Here is a 16351-nt window from a genome sequence, read left to right as displayed (position 1 = left end):
ATGTCCGGACAGCTTCAACTGATTGACAAGAATGCGCTTGATGATAATAAATGGGATGCGCTGGTAGCGAAAACAGCTGCGACGGTATACAATCAACGGTATTACCTGGATGCCCTTTCGGAAAACTGGTGCGCAGTTGTTTGGGATGATTACCGGGGAGCAATGGCGATTCCGTATTCTGTTCGTGCGGGAGTAAAAGGTATCTTTACACCGAATTTTATCCGTTCCCTGGACTGGATGGGGGAGCAACCATGCGATTTTAATGAGGTGGAAACACTGCTGAGAGCACGATTTAAACGCGGAAATCTGAATACAAATGAATGCTTGTTCAGGAATGCTTCCGAGCAGGTATATCAAGTAATTGAAACAGAAGAAGAACTACAGACCGGTTCACAAACGAAACGGGGAATTAAAAAATTTGAAAAAACAGGACTGCTGATTAAACCGGTTTCCATCGAAGAGGCACTCCCGATTGTTATTTCTGAACTCAAAGCAAAAGTTAAAAGCTTAACCCCGATTGATTTCGTGCGATTTGAACACTTATTGTTGAATTACGACAAAAGACAGTGTACCTGTCTTGGAATTCGGGGAGAAAAACTGCATGCAGCCATTATCTTAATCGAATGGAAGGGGGAAGTGCTACATATTAAAAGTGGTGTTGATGAGTTTGGAAAACAAAACGGACTGATGCACGCATTGATGTACCATTCGATTGGACAAGCATTAAGCAATGGAAAGAGATTCAGCTTTGAAGGCTCATTTGTTCCCTCCGTTCGTCAGTTTAACCTGGGATTTGGTGCAACAGATCGCGTGTATTATAACTGGAAGTGGGACAACAGTCCGTGGTGGTTCAGCATGCTGTTGAAACTGAAGAAAACGAATTCCTAACGCAATGGATTCTTTAAAAAGATCATCCCGTTTTCTACGGTCAGGTTACTTTCAAAATTAGATACATACAGACTTCCTGTACCCAGTCCCTGAGGAAGCGGATTGGAATATTCTGCTGTGAGTTCGCAGATCGCTTTCAAACCGATGTTCGATTCCAGGGCGCTGGTCATCCACCAGGTGATTGCATGTTGCTCTGCCAGTTCAATCCACTCTTTTGTACCGGAAATTCCCCCGTGAAGACTTGGTTTGAGAATAATGAATTGAGGAGCTATTTTGGACAAGAGCCGGATTTTTTCATCCCGCGTATGAATGCCGATCAACTCTTCATCCAGCGCGATAGGAGTGGGAGTAATTCGACACAATTCCTGCATCGCATCCCATTGTCCTGCCTGTATGGGTTGTTCGATTGAATGGATGTCCAGCTCCGCAAGCCGTTTCAATACACGGACAGCTTTCTTCGGAGAAAAAGCTCCATTTGCATCTACACGAAGTGTAATCATAGTGCTGTCGTAACGGCTGCGTATATTTTTCAATAAGTTGAATTCTGTTTCAAAATCAATGGCGCCGATTTTCATCTTAATGGTCGAAAATCCTCCCGCCAGTTTTTGTTCTATTTGTTCCTGCATGAAGGATTCATTTCCCATCCAAATTAGCCCGTTGATCGGAATAGAAACCTGTCCGCGGCTGAATGCGTTGTCGAAATAAACTTTATTCCCACCGTTTTGCACATCCCGGAAAGCACATTCAACACCAAATAAAACAGAAGGTTGGCGGTACAATATGACCGCTGCATTTTCCGGAGTAAGTGTTCCGTTGTTGATGGCCGTTACAGCGTCAGATAACAGGGTTTCGTATTGTCCGGGTGATTCAAAATCGGGAGAAAGTCCCGGGATGATACTGCATTCTCCCGTTCCGGTAATTCCGTTTGCTTCGATCAGTATTAACCAGGAATGTTTTGTTGTCAGTTCCCCCCGGCTGGTACCTGCGGGTCGTTTAAAGGTCAACGGGGTATATTCAAAACGGGCTTTCATTCCACATCGTTAAAACCAAATAGAGGCAAAGTAAAGAACCGCAATTGCAAATGTTGACAAGGCGACCACTTTTAATTCCGGATCGAATTCTTTGGTCGTTCTTATTTTAGCAACTTTCATCAGGTGCAGAAATAGGGAAATACCAGGTAATAAACTGATGAATGCAATCACATCTGTTTGTTTTAACAGGAATAAGACCAGAAATGCCAATGCAAGCAATACAATCACCGTGTGATAGAGTTTTGCATAGTCGATGCCCATTTTTACAACAAGCGTATTTTTCCCGGCTTTTTTATCAGATGCATAATCGCGCATATTGTTGAGATTCAAAACTGCGACACTCAATAATCCGATTGTAGCTGCCGGATACAAATTGTTCCAGTCAAAAGTTTTGGTATACAGGGAATAAACACCTAACACACTTACCAATCCAAAGAAAATGAAAACCATCAGATCGCCTAATCCATGATAGCCGTATGCTTTTTTACCAACAGTATATGTGATGGCGGCCAGAACACACAGCACCGCAAGTCCGGCATACGTCCATAAAACAGGAGCGGCCATTGCCTGTGTACCGAAATAAATCAATACTGCCGCGGATAAAAAGCTTAAAACAGCAGTCAGGATTACTGCCGATTTCATTTGCTGATGTGTGATCATTCCGGATTGAACCGCCCGTGTCGGACCAACCCGTTCATGGTTGTCAGTTCCTTTAACTCCATCGCCGTAGTCATTAGCGAGATTTGACAATATCTGAAATAAGAGGGTTGTTGAAATGGAAAGTGAAAAAATAACCCAGTCAATAGCTCCCGATTTAAATGCAATTGCCGATCCGAAAAGAATCCCTGCAAGACTTAAGGGGAGTGTTCTGGGACGAATGGCTTCTATCCAGGCTTTTTGTTTGGTCATGTGTGCAATGAATTACTGCCGTTTTAGTTTTCCTTGTTTCCAGTCGCTGATCAACTTCGACCAGGCATATGGATTCAGGATATTGTTCCCCGGCATCTGACCCCGTGTGTATATTTGTGTATACATTTGATTTTCGGCATAACTATGTGCCAGTGAAGCATCTGTTTTTACCCGTGCGGCGACAAATGCAAGGCTTTCTCCTGATAATTCCCGCTGTGCCCGTTTAATGGCATCATCCGTCGGGTTCATCTCAACGAATGCACGCGCAAATTCTTCTTTTGAAGGCCATGGATATACCGTGAATTCAGGTAAATTGATCGTGTCTTTGTACATGGTATGAAGAATGGAGTACAGGTTATCTGTTAACGTGTCGGGAACAATGAAAGTAGATGTTTTATACCCGTAAAAGGAGAAATATAACGTATCGTTTGGTTGGGTAACCAGTGAAAAATAACCGTAATAATCAGCCATTACACCTCTTCCTGCGGTTTTGTCAAAGATGGTTGTATATGGCAGAGGATTTAAATCAGACTCTGAAATAACAATCCCGGAAAACTGAATCAGCTTCACTGAATCTTTGGATTCTTGAGCAGATGCAATTGGAGCCATGAAGCTACTCAGCAAAAAAAGGATAAAAAGACCGGTTCTAAAATTCTTCATGATACAAGTGTACATTCTTTTTGGATGAAACGTCCAATTTTTCTATAAAATTAACAAAATCCAGGCGACTAAACAAATTCAGGGAAATATAATATTGCTTTAGTTTTATTTTCAATTAATTGCGATTATAGAAAAAATAGTTTAGCTTTGGTTTGTTCTCAATCTAATTAATTATGGTCAGAACCGGCCTTTTTTTCATTACGGTTGCTACATCCGTGATCTTCTATACAGCCTGTAAAAAAGTGGAACCTATTGAAATTCCGGATCCCGGAACGCCATCCAACAAAGTATCACTCGTTTTATCTATTGTCCCTTACCAGAAACTTTCCTCGTATCGTTTTTTTCAGGGGGATATCAAAAATCAGCAACCTGCTGATGGTGTTATGGAATACGAGCCGATCAGTTCGCTGTTCACGGATTATGCACTCAAAAAACGCTTTATCTGGATGCCGGATGGCAAAAGTGCTGATTATGTAGCAGATAGCGACATTCTCAATTTTCCGGTAGGAACAGCACTGATTAAAAACTTTTATTACGATCACGTGATGCCCGGGGATGTGACAAAAATTCTTGAAACCCGTGTGATGATCAAAAAAGCAAGTGGATGGATTTTTGCTGAATATATCTGGAACGAAGAACAGACAGAAGCTTACCTGGATATGAACGGCGGTTACGTCGATATTACGTGGAACAGAAACGGACAGGAATTGTCGACAAATTACCGGATTCCTTCCGAAACAGAGTGTAAAGTTTGTCACAAACTAAACGATGTGCCGATCCCGATCGGAGTGAAGCCGCAGAATATGAACAAAAACTACAATTACCCGGATGGTGTCAAAAATCAATTGCAGAAAATGATTGAAATGGGGTATCTCTCCGGAAGCCTGCCGCCAAACATCAATACGGTTGTTAATTATTCGGACGCCACGCAACCTCTTGAATTGCGTTTACGTTCTTATTTAGATATTAATTGTGCGCATTGTCACAGTGCCGGGAAACATTGTGATTATCGTCCGATCCGGCTTGGTTTCTCAGAAACGGTCTCAAAAACAAACATGGGACTATGCGTAGAGCCCGGAGAGATGATCGACCCTGCTATGAATTACATCATTTCTCCGAGTAATATCAACAGGTCTGTGATGCATTTCCGGCTGAACGCGACGAATGAATCGGTCAGAATGCCATTGTTGGGGCGAACACTTGTTCATCAGGAAGGTGTACAATTACTGGAAGATTGGATCAACTCCATTGAGTTTTGTGAATAATTATCTACTTAAAAATTAAACTTATGAAAAGAAAACTATTCCTTGTTACAGCGGCCCTTCCTCTTGTATTAACAGACGTGGTTGCTCAGAGTACATGCAATACAGCCCTTCCGGTTACTGCAGGGTTGTATACCGTTGATGTTGTTGACGGTACAGAAGTTCCGATGCCGGTTTGCGCCCCTAACGGAACGGGTGCGTCCGCCGGAAAGTGGTATGTGTATACACCAACCGATAATTATACCGTCAGGGTATCTACCGACCTGTCGCAAAATACAGGAAAAGATACACGGGTGCACATTTACACCGGTTCATGCGGTGCACTTGTTTGCCATGCAGGAGATGACGATTCCGGTGCGGGATACCTCTCACTGATTGATTTTTCGGTCACTCAGGGTGTTACATATTACATCGCGTTCGACAACAAATGGAATTCAACGGGATTTGATTTTACCATAACGGAAACTCCTTTTGTTGAACCACCCGTTTACCCGGTAACATTCACCGAAAATTATTTTCCTTCCATTACCGGGGATTATAAAATCGCTATTGCGGATATGAACGGTGATTACCTGGACGACATTGTAACGGTAAGTCCGAACCAGGTGCAAATTCATTACCAACAGGTTTCGGGCGCATACACAAATACAACCTATCCTGTAAACATTACGTATTTGCCTTCCTGGAGTATGGCAATCGGGGACATTGATAAAAACGGGTTTAATGACCTGGTTCTCGGAGCAGGGAGCGGAGTCACGTTCTTATATGCGAATGCAACTGGAACAGGCTTTACAGAAGTAACGGGGAGCCAGTATGTGTTCTCACAGCGAACCAATTTTGTTGACATCAACAACGACGGACACCTGGATGCGTTTGTTTGCCATGACGTGGATCCGAATGTGTATTACCTCAATGACGGTACGGGTGTATTGACATTTCACCAGGGAGGATTGGGTGACCATGACGAAGGTGGAAATTACGGCTCCGTGTGGGTAGACTATGACAACGACGGAGATGCGGATTTGTTTATAGCGAAATGCCGGGGAGGTTCTTCGACAGCAAAATTCAATGAATTACACAGAAACGATGGTAACGGTGTGTTTACAAACGTGTCAACAGCCGCAAATATGTATGATCCCGTACAGACCTGGTCTTCCGCATGGAATGACTACGACAATGACGGATACATGGATGCGTTGATCGGAGCAAGCTCGTTTACTGACGGTTCACATAAATTGATGCGCAACAATGGCGATGGAACTTTTACAGATATTACGAGTGGTTCCGGTTGGGAAACCAATACACAATCAAGTATCGAATACGTGACATTTGATTTTGACAATGACGGATATGCAGATGTAATGGGAGGGAACCAGTCCATTTCCTTTAACAACGGTGATTTGACATTTACACCGATGTCGTACAGTTTTCCGGTCGGCTCGGTAGGAGATATGAATAACGATGGATTCCTGGATGTTCAGAACGGAAGCAGAATCTACATGAATGACGGGAATACGAACAACTGGTTGAAAATCCATTTAAAGGGAACGGCAAGCAACATCAACGGAATTGGTGCACGTGTTGAATTGTATTCCGGAGGAATGAAACAAATCCGGGACGTACGTTCAGGAGAAGGATTCCGCCACATGCATTCATTGAATGTGCATTTCGGGGTGGGAACAAATACAACCATTGATTCCGTATTGGTACATTGGCCTTCCGGAACAATTGATAATGTACTGGCTCCTGATGTAAATCAGAGTGTACTGGTAATTGAAGGTGCACATCCGCTTGGATTATTGGAGGTTGACGGTCAAAAAGTAGAACTGTATCCCAACCCTGCAAGCGATCAGCTGTCCATTAAAAATCTGAATGCAGAAGATGTTGAATCGATGAGGATTGTAGATGTTCAGGGACGTGAAATAATGACCCTCGGGCAGCCTTCTTCTACGTTGAATATTTCTTCGATCCAGAGTGGAATGTATATTTTACAGGTCGATTTGAAAAACGGAAAACGCTACTCGGATTCGTTTATTAAAAAATAAGTTCAGCAGAATACACAAAAAAACCGGCATTGATTTACCAATGCCGGTTTTTTTTATATCAATGCGTACAGTTACACGGCGGACTCAGTGTCAATTTTACCCTGGGCAGCATTTGTTTTAATTGTTCCTGTCGTTCTTTGTTGATTTGAATACCGGTCAGATCAATGGCCTCCAGTGTTGGTATCCGCGTGATTTCCTGCGGGAGTGTTGTTACAGAGGTATACCACAGATCGATGGTTTTTAATTGCTGACAGTATTCAATACAGGCAGGAATGGATTCAAAATAATTGCGGTTGAGAATGAGTGTTTCAATTTCTGTGAGTTGACAGATGGAAACGGGGAAATAATCGAGCCTGTTTTTTTCGAGGTTGAGGTAACGCAAATGCGGGAAATTTTCCAGTCCTGTTACATTTGAAAATTTATTTTTGGAAAGATCGAGGTATTGAATGTGCTTAAAACGCATCAACTCCGGGGGAAGTTCTGACAGGTTCATTTTCTTCAGATCGACAGCGATAACGGAATCGACCACAGCGTTTTTCAATTCACTCAGTGAGTAATATTTAACCTGTTTTTCCTGCGCGGAGGCAAGATTAATGAACAGTACTGAAATAATGGCGGGTATAAATTTCATCTTCTTTCATTTGGTGTATCAACTGGTCAATGGAATCAAATTTCACTGACGGACGAATAAAATGCAGCAGTTCCACATCCAAAACGGTGCCATACAAATCACCTGAAAAATCGAGCAGGTACACTTCAACCGTCCGCTCATTGTTGTCTGCGATCGTAGGATTTGTTCCGATGCTTAAAATACCGTTATGGCAGATCGCGCCGGTTTTTACCTGTACGACATAGATGCCGTCCGGCGGGAGTAGTTTGTGATTGTATTTCAGATCGAGGTTGGCGGTTGGGAAACCAAATGACCTTCCGTTTTGCTTACCTTTTACAACTTCTCCGCGAATACTGAACGGGCTTCCCAAAAAAGAGTTGGCTGTTTCAATATCTCCCGATAGAATGGCAGTACGAATCTTGGTGGAACTGATGTTTACTTCATCAATTTCCTCCGCTGAAATTTCTGTAATTCCGAAACCGAATGCTGGCGCGACTGCCTTCAAAAAATCGATGCTTCCTTCTCTGTTTTTTCCGAATTGATGATCGTAACCGATCACCAGGTGTTTTACATGTAGCTTTTGAACAAGAAAATCGCGGACGAATTCCTCTGCTGTCAACTGTGAAAACTCCGGTGTGAATGGGTGTATAATGATATTCTGAAGCCCAGTTTGCTCCAATTTTTCTAATTTCTCTTCCTGTGTCTGAATCAGTTTAATGCCATGGTTGTCCGGATTCAGAATCATTTTAGGGTGTGGATAAAAGGTAAACAAGACCGATTCCCCGTTAATTTTTTCCGCTTCCCGGTTGAGGTAGGAAATGATTTTCTGGTGTCCCAGGTGAACACCGTCGAAGGTGCCGATTGTCAATACAGGATTCGGAATGTTATTGATCTGTTCAAAATTGTGAAAAATCTTCATGTTTCGTGTGACAGGCAACTGACAGTTTTTTATTTTGTGCAAATATACAGAAAGAAAAAATCCCGAAAATAGAACATCTCCGGGATTTTTGTCTTTATAAAAAGTACTTATTCTCTTTTTTCTTCATCCGAAGGATTGTTTTCTTCCGGTGTTTCAGGTTGATCAGGAGTATTGAATGGAATCTCGTTTTTTTCTTCTTCCAGTTCCTGCTTCAATTCTTCCGGAATTTCAACCTTTCTCAGGTCTTCCTGAACATGTTCTCTGTCCCACGGACGTTTCCCGAAAATTTCTTCCAGATCTTCCTTGAAAATAACTTCCGAAGAAAGCAATTTTTCAGCCAATTGCGTCAATTGTTCTTTGTTGTCTGAAAGAATCTGCAATGCCCGTTGATACTGCGATTCAATCAATTTACTCACTTCTTCGTCAATCACGCGCGCAGTGTCGTCTGAGTATGGTTTTTGGAACGATTCTCTTCCTTGTGAATCGTAGTAAGAAATATTTCCGATTCGCTCATTCAAACCATAAATCGATACCATTGCGTACGCTTGTTTGGTAACTTTCTCCAGGTCGCTCAGTGCACCGGTGGAAATTCTTCCGAAAATCAACTGCTCGGCAGCGCGTCCTCCCAGGGCAGAACACATATCGTCAAGGATTTGCTCCGTCGTTGTAATGCTTCGTTCTTCCGGTAAATACCATGCCGCTCCCAGTGATTGTCCACGAGGAACGATGGTTACTTTTACCAGCGGATGTGCATATTCCAATAACCAGGAAATGGTTGCGTGACCGGCTTCGTGGAATGCGATGGCACGTTTTTCATCTTTGGTAATGATCTTGTTTTTCTTCTCCAATCCACCGATGATCCGGTCTACGGCATCCAGGAAGTCTTGTTTTTCAACTTCTTTTTTATCCTTTCTTGCAGCGATCAACGCAGCCTCGTTACAGATGTTAGCGATATCCGCACCTGAGAATCCCGGAGTTTGCTTTGCAAGGAAATCGATGTCGATGTCTTTCGATAATTTCAACGGTTTCAGGTGTACCTGGAAAATTTCTTTTCGCTCGTTGATGTCTGGCATGTCCACATAAATCTGACGATCGAAACGCCCTGCACGCATCAACGCTTTGTCCAGAATGTCTGCACGGTTGGTTGCTGCCAGGATGATCACACCTGAATTGGTACCAAATCCATCCATTTCCGTTAACAACTGGTTCAGGGTGTTTTCACGTTCATCATTGGAACTGAATCCACCGTTTTTACCGCGTGCACGTCCAATTGCGTCAATTTCGTCGATGAAAATGATGGAAGGAGATTTTTCTTTGGCCTGCTTGAATAAATCACGTACACGGGAAGCCCCCACACCAACGAACATTTCAACGAAGTCAGACCCGGAAAGGGAGAAGAACGGAACTTTTGCTTCTCCGGCTACGGCTTTTGCCAATAACGTTTTTCCTGTTCCCGGAGGGCCTACCAGCAATGCTCCTTTTGGAATTTTTGCTCCCAGCTCCGTATATTTTTTCGGGTTTTTAAGAAACTCTACAATTTCCTCAATTTCTTCTTTTGCGCCCTGCAATCCCGCTACATCTTTGAATGTAACGTTGGTAGATTTCCCATTGTCGTAGACCTGTGCACGTGATTTTCCGATGTTAAAGATCTGTCCGCCGGGACCTCCGCCACCTCCGGACATTCTACGCATGATAAACATCCAAAGTGCAAAGATCAGCACGATCGGAAGCAGGAATCCCAGGATACTGGAAAGGTAATCGTATTCCGTTTCAGATGTGTAAGGAATCTGGTGTTTGCCTCCTTCTTTCAATTTAGCATTGATTTCTTCAATTTTCTTTTCGAAGTTTCCGTTGTCGGAAATATTCAATTCAAAATCATATGCTCCGGAACTTTTGCCACGTACATTTTGATTTTTTACGGCTTTTTTAATGTTTTGAAACTGTTTTTCGTCTGTCGACTTTAAAAAGCCAATCCCGTCCTCATTTAAGCGGATGTCCGCCCGCAGTTTATTGATGACAATTGTTACGTTTTCCACGTACCCGCCTTCAGCCAGTGATTCGAACTGAGCGACTGTTTTTAACGGAATCTTGCTGCTTGCACTGTAATAATACTGATAGGCAATTAACCCGATACCTAAAATGGCGTATATCCAGTAAATAGAGAAAGGATTCTTTTTACTCCCGTTTTTTTGATTTTTGTCTTGTGCCATGTTCTTTTGTTATTAATAAATATCCGGTACACGGGTAATCTTTGCATCCGCCCATAAATCTTCCAGGTCGTAGTACTCTCTGAGTTCACGACCGAACACATGGGCAACAACATTTACGTAGTCCAGCAATACCCACTCACTACCGTTTTTGCCTTCTACATGCCATGGACGTTCCTGGATTTCTTTTCTGGTATGGCGTTGTATCGCCGAACATATACCGTCTACTTGTGTATTGGATTCTCCACTACAAATTACGAAAAAATCACACACTGCTCCCGATATTTTTCTTAAATCGAGAATCGTGATGTCTTTCGCTTTGTTTTCCTGCATTCCTTCAACAATTGCATCACACAATTTTTGGGAACTAATTTTCGTTTCTTTCTGCATTAATACCTTTACTCTTTACAAATCTAATGCTATTTTTAAATTTACTTCCTATATTCGTTCACAGAAATGAAATTATGAATCAAATCGGACATAAAATCATCCATCTGGACGTTGTAGACTCAACCAACAATTATATTGCCAACCTTGCAAAACAAGGAGAAATCTCACATGGAACTGTAATAATGGCAGACGAGCAGACAAATGGGCGGGGACAACGCGGGACGATTTGGCAGACTCAACCGGGGATGAACCTCATTTTTTCACTGTTTGTAGAATACTCTGATTTCCCGACAGACCAGCAATCTTCCATTCATCATTGGGTAGCACTCTCTCTCTGGCAGGCATTGAAGAAAACAGGGATTTATTCGGTTATCAAATGGCCCAACGATCTGTTGACTGAGAATGGAAAACTGGCGGGAATTTTAATTGAGAACACGCTGTCGGATAAAGGGGTGAAAAGTTCAACGATCGGAATAGGGTTGAATGTAAACCAGGTTGATTTTCAGGGGGTAAAAGCGACGAGTGTGAAGCTGGAAACAGGAGGGGCGGTCAACGTAAAGGAAATAGCATTTACACTGATCAATGAACTTAATCAACAATTCGGGCGCCTGATTGGTGCTAACCGGGAGACCTTAAAAGCGGAATATGAGGAAAAACTGTGGGGAATCAACCAAGAAGTAGATTTTCTTCGGAATGAGGTGCTTGAGAAAGGTGTTATTCTCGGAACGGATGCTATCGGAAGGCTGGAAGTACATACCGGAAGGGGTGTTGAGTATTTTGATTTGAAAGAAGTAAAGTTTGTCCTGTAAAAAAGGCTTGCTATTTTTGATAACAAGCCTGTCCTTTTTTATTCCTGGTGATTACTTTTATTAAATGCCTGTGCATCGCGGGTATTTTTTTGGACGGCAATTGCGCCGAATAATGCCAGCAAAAATGCGAATGCGTAAAATCCTTTTTCACTCGGAAGAAGATTGGAGTTCCACAATCCCACTGCCAACAATACAATTGAGGTAATGGTAGAGAACCAGCTCAACCCGTAGTAGATATCTGTAACGGGAATATTCTCTAATCGGTCACGGACACTTTTCTGAACAGAAATGACAGCAAATAGTCCATACAGCAGGATCGTAAAATAATAACCTTTTTCACTTAAAATCATTTCAGCCCTGGACAGTCCTACAATGAACCCGGTGAGTCCCGATCCCAAAGCAATCCAGGATGCGGCGATAAATGCATTTGATGGTTTTTGATTCATACGTTCGTTTTATGTGTTGATTTTTGTGTTTGTTTTGTAGTTAACAAGTCGCAATTATACTAAAAATGCGTTAACAAACAGGTGACTTAATGAATCAATCTTCGTCGTAGTCTTCCGGTTCATTGTTTTCGTCATCCCATCTTACTACGCGCTGAACTCCTTCAACCTGTTCAAATTTACGCATCAACTGATCGAGGTGTTCCGTGTCGTATACCATTACTTTGACACGTCCTTCAAACAATCCGTCTTCTGTTTCAAATGAAATGGACTTCATATTGACGTTGTGCTGATGAGAAATAATTTCGGTCAGTTTGTTGACAATTCCCATGCGGTCGAAACCAAAAATTTTCACTGTTACTTCCCGTTCTTCCAGGTACTGGTCTCTCCAGCGTGCAGCTATACAGCGGTATGCCATTTTCGACATCAGGTGCTCGGCATTCGGGCAGTTGTTGCGATGAATCTTGATTCCGTCATTGATGGTAATGAACCCAAAGACTTTATCACCCGGAATCGGGGAGCAGCATTTGGCCAGTGTATACTGAATATTCTTGAAATCTTCGCCGATAATCAGGGTATCTGATTTTTTATCGATGGATGCCTGGATGTTTTCCTTTTTACGCACCCGTTTGGTCGTTACTTCTTTTTTCTTGTGAGCAAGTAAGCCATTGTCATTGTCGAATTCCCGTAATTTCCCCAGGTCAATTTTTCCTTTGGCAATCCTGAAATACAATTCGGTTGCGCCTGGAAGGTGGAAGCTTTTTTCAAGGAAAGTAATGTTTTCAGAAACAAACCGGATGTTGTGTTGTTTGAACTTCCGCATCAAAATTTCTTTCCCGTCATCGGCGATTTGCTTGCGCTCTTCATTCAGTGTGGATTTGATCTTTTGCTTTGCCCGTGCGGTTACGACCATTCGCAGCCATTCTTCGCTTGGTTTTTGCTTGGACGAAGTAATGATTTCCAACTGATCGCCACTCTGAAGCTGGTAGGAGAGGGGCATCAGTTTGTTATTAACCTTCGCTCCGATACAGGTATCTCCGATTTTTGTGTGAATATCGTATGCAAAATCAAGAATGGTGGAACCGGTTGGTAAGACCCGTAATTCTCCCCGTGGTGTAAAGACATAAATTTCGTCATTAAATAAATTCAGTTTAAATTCATTGACAAAATCCATTGCGTTCAAATCCGGGTTTTCCAGCAATGATCGGATCTCCGCGATCCAACGATCGAATTTCGAATCGTCTTTTTTTGATTCTTTGTATTTGTAATGTGCAGCAAGTCCTTTTTCCGCAATTTCATCCATTCGTTTGGAACGGATTTGTACTTCTACCCATTTCCCCTGGGGGGACATTACGGTTGTGTGCAGGGATTCGTACCCGTTGGCACGCGGAGTAGAAATCCAGTCGCGCAGTCGGTCCGGACTTGGCTGGTAAAAATCCGTTACAATGGAATAGATACGCCAGCAATCGGATTTTTCCATTTCCTGCGGAGTCTCGACAATGATCCGGATTGCGAATACGTCATAGACTTCTTCAAAAGGAATTCCTTTTGTTTTCATCTTCCTCCAGATCGAAGAAATCGATTTTGTCCGTGCTTTGATCTCAAATGTATACCCTTCGTTGGTCATTGCTTCTTTGATCGGATACACAAATCTGCGGATGAAACGGTTTCGGACATCCTGCGTCGACTTCAGAGAGGTCTCTATCTGATGATAAATTTCTTTTTCGGTGTACTTGAATGCCAGGTCCTCCAATTCCGATTTAATGGAATACAACCCCAGACGGTGCGCCAGCGGAGCATATAAAAATTTCGTTTCAGAAGCGATCTTCAATTGCTTGTCTTCCCGCATACTACCCAGTGTACGCATGTTGTGCAAACGATCGGCCAGTTTGATTAGCACAACACGCAGGTCATCGGAAATGGTGAGAATCATCTTTCTGAAATTCTCCGCCTGAATAGAGGCATTTTCATCAAATACTTCCGGTATCTTGGTCAGTCCGTCAATAATCAACCGTACCTTCGGACCGAATAAATCTTCGACATCCTGGAGTGTGATGTGCGTATCTTCCACCGTATCGTGCAGCAAGGCACAAATAATCGCAGTGGGTCCCAATCCCATTTCTTCCACACAAATCCGCGCCACGGCAATCGGGTGGTAAATGTAAGGTTCCCCTGATTTGCGACGCATGTCTTTGTGCGCTTCAACGGCCACATCAAACGCCTTTCGGATCATGGTCGTATCTTCCTTGGAGCGGTTTTTAACCAAACGCATCAGTCCCCTGAATGCACTCAATATTTCTTTTCGTTCTTTTTCTAAATCGATGTGGGGAAAATCCGGATTTATTTCTGCCATAAATGTGTCTGCTATTGGTCGTTCCTTTAGACAAAAATAACAAAAAATCACTAGTATTTTATTCATGAGAAGCGCTGTTCCGGCTAATTTTTCTACAGCTTATTGTTGAAGATTTTCCTGATTGACAAAAAGCGGGGCTCTTACTTGTTTGTTTTCATGTTGTCACCATCTTTAAAATGCAGGCGGCGGAATACCAGCCCAGAGAGAATGGTTAAACTACCGACAGTCAGGAAGGTATAGCGGAAAGCATTGTGAATTTCATTTTGAATGAGGTGAAGATCACCCTGGTACAGTTTCAAAACGATGAGTCCGAATGCAATTCCAAACCCGATGGCCAGTTGCTGATTAACGGAAACCAGTGAATTGCCACTACTTGTGTGATAGGCACGCAAGTCCGAAATGGAAATCGTATTCATGGAAGTAAATTGAATGGAATTGAAAAACCCCATGATCAGGATAATAGGAATGTACCAGTAAATGGATGTGTGAATGTCGGGGATTGCCAAACAACAAATTAAAACACCAATAATAAAGGTGTTGGTCATCAGCGTTGTACGGTATCCCAATTTATTTAAAACGGGAATAACGGTATATTTTCCAAGCATGGCGCTGAGTGCCATTGGCGCTACGATCCACCCGGAAACGACAGCAGATTCCCCAAAAGCAATTTGAATCATCATTGGGAGCAGCAGCGGGATGGAACTGATTCCGAGCCGTGTCGCCAGGTTTCCCACAATTCCTACCCGGAACGTACGTACCTGGAAAAGGTTTAACGGGAAAATAGGGTTTTCATCTGTTTTTGCGTGCCTGTAATACATGTACAACATCAGGAGTCCCAGGAGTACAATCAATAACACAGGAGTCAGGTTTTTTGCATTTCCCAGAATTTCCAGTGAGACGGAAAGCAATAACGATGCTCCACCGAATAATAAAAATCCTTTCAGGTCAAATTGTAAAAAATCGGATTTGTAGTCCGGCATGTATTTCAGACTCATGATCACACCGATAATTCCGACCGGAATATTGATTAAGAAAATCCAATGCCAGGAAAGATAATCAACCAGGTAACCTCCGACTAAAGGACCTAACACGGGACCAATCAGAGAGGGGATGATGGCGTAATTCATTGCCTGCAACAGTTCGTTTTTCGGAAATGTTTTGATCAACGCTAATTTCCCGACAGGTGTCATCAAACTTCCCCCGATTCCCTGAATCACACGGGAGACAACTAACTGTGTAAGGTTTTGTGAGATGGAACAGAACAGAGAGCCCAATGCAAATAAAATCAATGCTGCAATGAATACTTTTTTTGTCCCCAGTTTATCCGCCAGGAATCCGCTCACCGGAATGAACAATGCCAGTGTAAGAACGTAACTGATAATGGCATTCTGCATGTTTAGCGGAGATTCTTTCAGATCGTGTGCAATGGCTGAAATGGAGGTATTGAGGATGGTTGAATCCAGCATTTGCATGAAAATGGCCATGGCCAGTAATAACGGCAGTATTTTTTTTGTGCGTGCTGTTTGAATATGGGCCGTCATTGACAAGTTGGTTCTTCTGTTATTGGACAATAAAGGTTGTTTCAAATGTACAAACAGTTGCAGGAAGTTACAATTTATTTTGGAAGTTATTTTTTCCAGGTTCTGTTCTGTAAATGGTGTGTTATTTTTTCCCACGGATGTACGGATTGAAAAAGAAGGATAGACAAAAAAATGACTCCGATGAATTGTCAATACGTAATTCGTGCATCTGTGGTTAATGGAACAACGAACAGCATCGTCCAATGATCTTTCAGTAATTCAATCTGATATATGCAAGTAGTTGT

At 42.6% G+C, this 16351-nt stretch carries 14 protein-coding genes; 4 read left to right on the top strand and 10 right to left on the bottom strand.

Annotated features, from left to right (window positions below):
• Positions 1 to 888: a hypothetical protein gene (locus tag H9Y05_RS12050; RefSeq protein ID WP_216714432.1), complete on the top strand. Its 888-nt coding sequence runs from the start codon at positions 1 to 3 to the stop codon at positions 886 to 888.
• Here the strand turns inward: H9Y05_RS12050 and H9Y05_RS12045 are convergent.
• The 3 genes from H9Y05_RS12045 to H9Y05_RS12035 are packed head-to-tail and all read right to left on the bottom strand — an operon-like array spanning position 885 to position 3488.
• Entirely contained in the window at positions 885 to 1919 is a 1035-nt protein-coding gene (locus tag H9Y05_RS12045; protein WP_216714431.1) for an o-succinylbenzoate synthase, read from the bottom strand. The genes H9Y05_RS12050 and H9Y05_RS12045 overlap by 4 nt on opposite strands.
• A 9-nt stretch (positions 1920 to 1928) precedes the next feature.
• On the bottom strand, positions 1929 to 2828 hold the full coding sequence (gene menA / locus H9Y05_RS12040) for a 1,4-dihydroxy-2-naphthoate octaprenyltransferase (RefSeq protein ID WP_163492007.1): 900 nt from the start codon (positions 2826 to 2828) through the stop codon (positions 1929 to 1931).
• Positions 2829 to 2840: 12 nt separating this feature from the next.
• The gene (locus tag H9Y05_RS12035) at positions 2841 to 3488 is read right to left on the bottom strand and encodes a carboxypeptidase-like regulatory domain-containing protein (RefSeq protein WP_216714430.1); all 648 of its coding nucleotides are present in this window, start codon (positions 3486 to 3488) and stop codon (positions 2841 to 2843) included.
• Positions 3489 to 3661: 173 nt separating this feature from the next.
• Between H9Y05_RS12035 and H9Y05_RS12030 the strand changes: the two genes are divergently transcribed.
• Entirely contained in the window at positions 3662 to 4753 is a 1092-nt protein-coding gene (locus H9Y05_RS12030; RefSeq protein ID WP_163492004.1) for a hypothetical protein, read from the top strand.
• 23 nt (positions 4754 to 4776) lie between these two features.
• Positions 4777 to 6795 (top strand): FG-GAP-like repeat-containing protein, encoded by a 2019-nt coding sequence (locus H9Y05_RS12025; RefSeq protein WP_163492003.1) that lies wholly within the window; start codon positions 4777 to 4779, stop codon positions 6793 to 6795.
• Positions 6796 to 6853: 58 nt separating this feature from the next.
• Here H9Y05_RS12025 and H9Y05_RS12020 read toward each other — a convergent pair whose 3' ends face one another.
• From H9Y05_RS12020 to rsfS, 4 genes are all read right to left on the bottom strand, one after another.
• Positions 6854 to 7426 carry a leucine-rich repeat domain-containing protein gene (locus H9Y05_RS12020; protein ID WP_216714429.1) on the bottom strand — a complete coding sequence of 191 codons (573 nt, stop codon included), beginning with the start codon at positions 7424 to 7426 and terminating at the stop codon, positions 6854 to 6856.
• Positions 7386 to 8324, bottom strand: a complete 939-nt coding sequence (locus tag H9Y05_RS12015; RefSeq protein ID WP_216714428.1) for a bifunctional riboflavin kinase/FAD synthetase — start codon at positions 8322 to 8324, stop codon at positions 7386 to 7388. The genes H9Y05_RS12020 and H9Y05_RS12015 overlap by 41 nt, the downstream gene beginning before the upstream one ends.
• A 107-nt stretch (positions 8325 to 8431) precedes the next feature.
• Positions 8432 to 10534 carry an ATP-dependent zinc metalloprotease FtsH gene (gene ftsH / locus H9Y05_RS12010; protein ID WP_163491998.1) on the bottom strand — a complete coding sequence of 701 codons (2103 nt, stop codon included), beginning with the start codon at positions 10532 to 10534 and terminating at the stop codon, positions 8432 to 8434.
• Positions 10535 to 10546: 12 nt separating this feature from the next.
• Entirely contained in the window at positions 10547 to 10921 is a 375-nt protein-coding gene (rsfS, locus tag H9Y05_RS12005) for a ribosome silencing factor (protein ID WP_163491997.1), read from the bottom strand.
• Between the two features lie 74 nt (positions 10922 to 10995).
• Here rsfS and H9Y05_RS12000 point away from each other — a divergent pair, with 74 nt between their 5' ends.
• Positions 10996 to 11730 (top strand): biotin--[acetyl-CoA-carboxylase] ligase, encoded by a 735-nt coding sequence (locus H9Y05_RS12000; RefSeq protein WP_216714427.1) that lies wholly within the window; start codon positions 10996 to 10998, stop codon positions 11728 to 11730.
• 38 nt (positions 11731 to 11768) lie between these two features.
• Here H9Y05_RS12000 and yiaA read toward each other — a convergent pair whose 3' ends face one another.
• The 3 genes from yiaA to H9Y05_RS11985 form a co-directional block, all read right to left on the bottom strand.
• Positions 11769 to 12176, bottom strand: a complete 408-nt coding sequence (gene yiaA / locus H9Y05_RS11995) for an inner membrane protein YiaA (RefSeq protein ID WP_163491991.1) — start codon at positions 12174 to 12176, stop codon at positions 11769 to 11771.
• Between the two features lie 94 nt (positions 12177 to 12270).
• Positions 12271 to 14526 (bottom strand): RelA/SpoT family protein, encoded by a 2256-nt coding sequence (locus H9Y05_RS11990; protein ID WP_163491990.1) that lies wholly within the window; start codon positions 14524 to 14526, stop codon positions 12271 to 12273.
• Positions 14527 to 14666: 140 nt separating this feature from the next.
• Positions 14667 to 16202, bottom strand: coding sequence for an MFS transporter (locus H9Y05_RS11985; RefSeq protein ID WP_394366345.1), 1536 nt, complete (start codon positions 16200 to 16202; stop codon positions 14667 to 14669).
• Positions 16203 to 16351 lie beyond the last annotated feature (149 nt).

The sequence above is a fragment of the Taishania pollutisoli genome (genome assembly GCF_014518315.1).
In the GTDB taxonomy this organism is placed as follows: domain Bacteria; phylum Bacteroidota; class Bacteroidia; order Flavobacteriales_D; family Crocinitomicaceae; genus Taishania; species Taishania pollutisoli.
This window is presented reverse-complemented; position numbering and strand designations above follow the sequence as displayed.

Bases quoted from the DNA above. Each gene is read 5' to 3' on its own strand.
- H9Y05_RS12045 (WP_216714431.1), bottom strand. From the start codon at position 1,919: ATGAAAGCCCGTTTTGAATATACCCCGTTGACCTTTAAACGACCCGCA.
- H9Y05_RS12000 (WP_216714427.1), top strand. From the start codon at position 10,996: ATGAATCAAATCGGACATAAAATCATCCATCTGGACGTTGTAGACTCA.
- H9Y05_RS12030 (WP_163492004.1), top strand. From the start codon at position 3,662: ATGGTCAGAACCGGCCTTTTTTTCATTACGGTTGCTACATCCGTGATC.
- menA (WP_163492007.1), bottom strand. From the start codon at position 2,828: ATGACCAAACAAAAAGCCTGGATAGAAGCCATTCGTCCCAGAACACTC.
- rsfS (WP_163491997.1), bottom strand. From the start codon at position 10,921: ATGCAGAAAGAAACGAAAATTAGTTCCCAAAAATTGTGTGATGCAATT.
- yiaA (WP_163491991.1), bottom strand. From the start codon at position 12,176: ATGAATCAAAAACCATCAAATGCATTTATCGCCGCATCCTGGATTGCT.
- H9Y05_RS12035 (WP_216714430.1), bottom strand. From the start codon at position 3,488: ATGAAGAATTTTAGAACCGGTCTTTTTATCCTTTTTTTGCTGAGTAGC.
- H9Y05_RS11990 (WP_163491990.1), bottom strand. From the start codon at position 14,526: ATGGCAGAAATAAATCCGGATTTTCCCCACATCGATTTAGAAAAAGAA.
- H9Y05_RS12025 (WP_163492003.1), top strand. From the start codon at position 4,777: ATGAAAAGAAAACTATTCCTTGTTACAGCGGCCCTTCCTCTTGTATTA.
- H9Y05_RS12015 (WP_216714428.1), bottom strand. From the start codon at position 8,324: ATGAAGATTTTTCACAATTTTGAACAGATCAATAACATTCCGAATCCT.
- H9Y05_RS12050 (WP_216714432.1), top strand. From the start codon at position 1: ATGTCCGGACAGCTTCAACTGATTGACAAGAATGCGCTTGATGATAAT.
- ftsH (WP_163491998.1), bottom strand. From the start codon at position 10,534: ATGGCACAAGACAAAAATCAAAAAAACGGGAGTAAAAAGAATCCTTTC.
- H9Y05_RS12020 (WP_216714429.1), bottom strand. From the start codon at position 7,426: ATGAAATTTATACCCGCCATTATTTCAGTACTGTTCATTAATCTTGCC.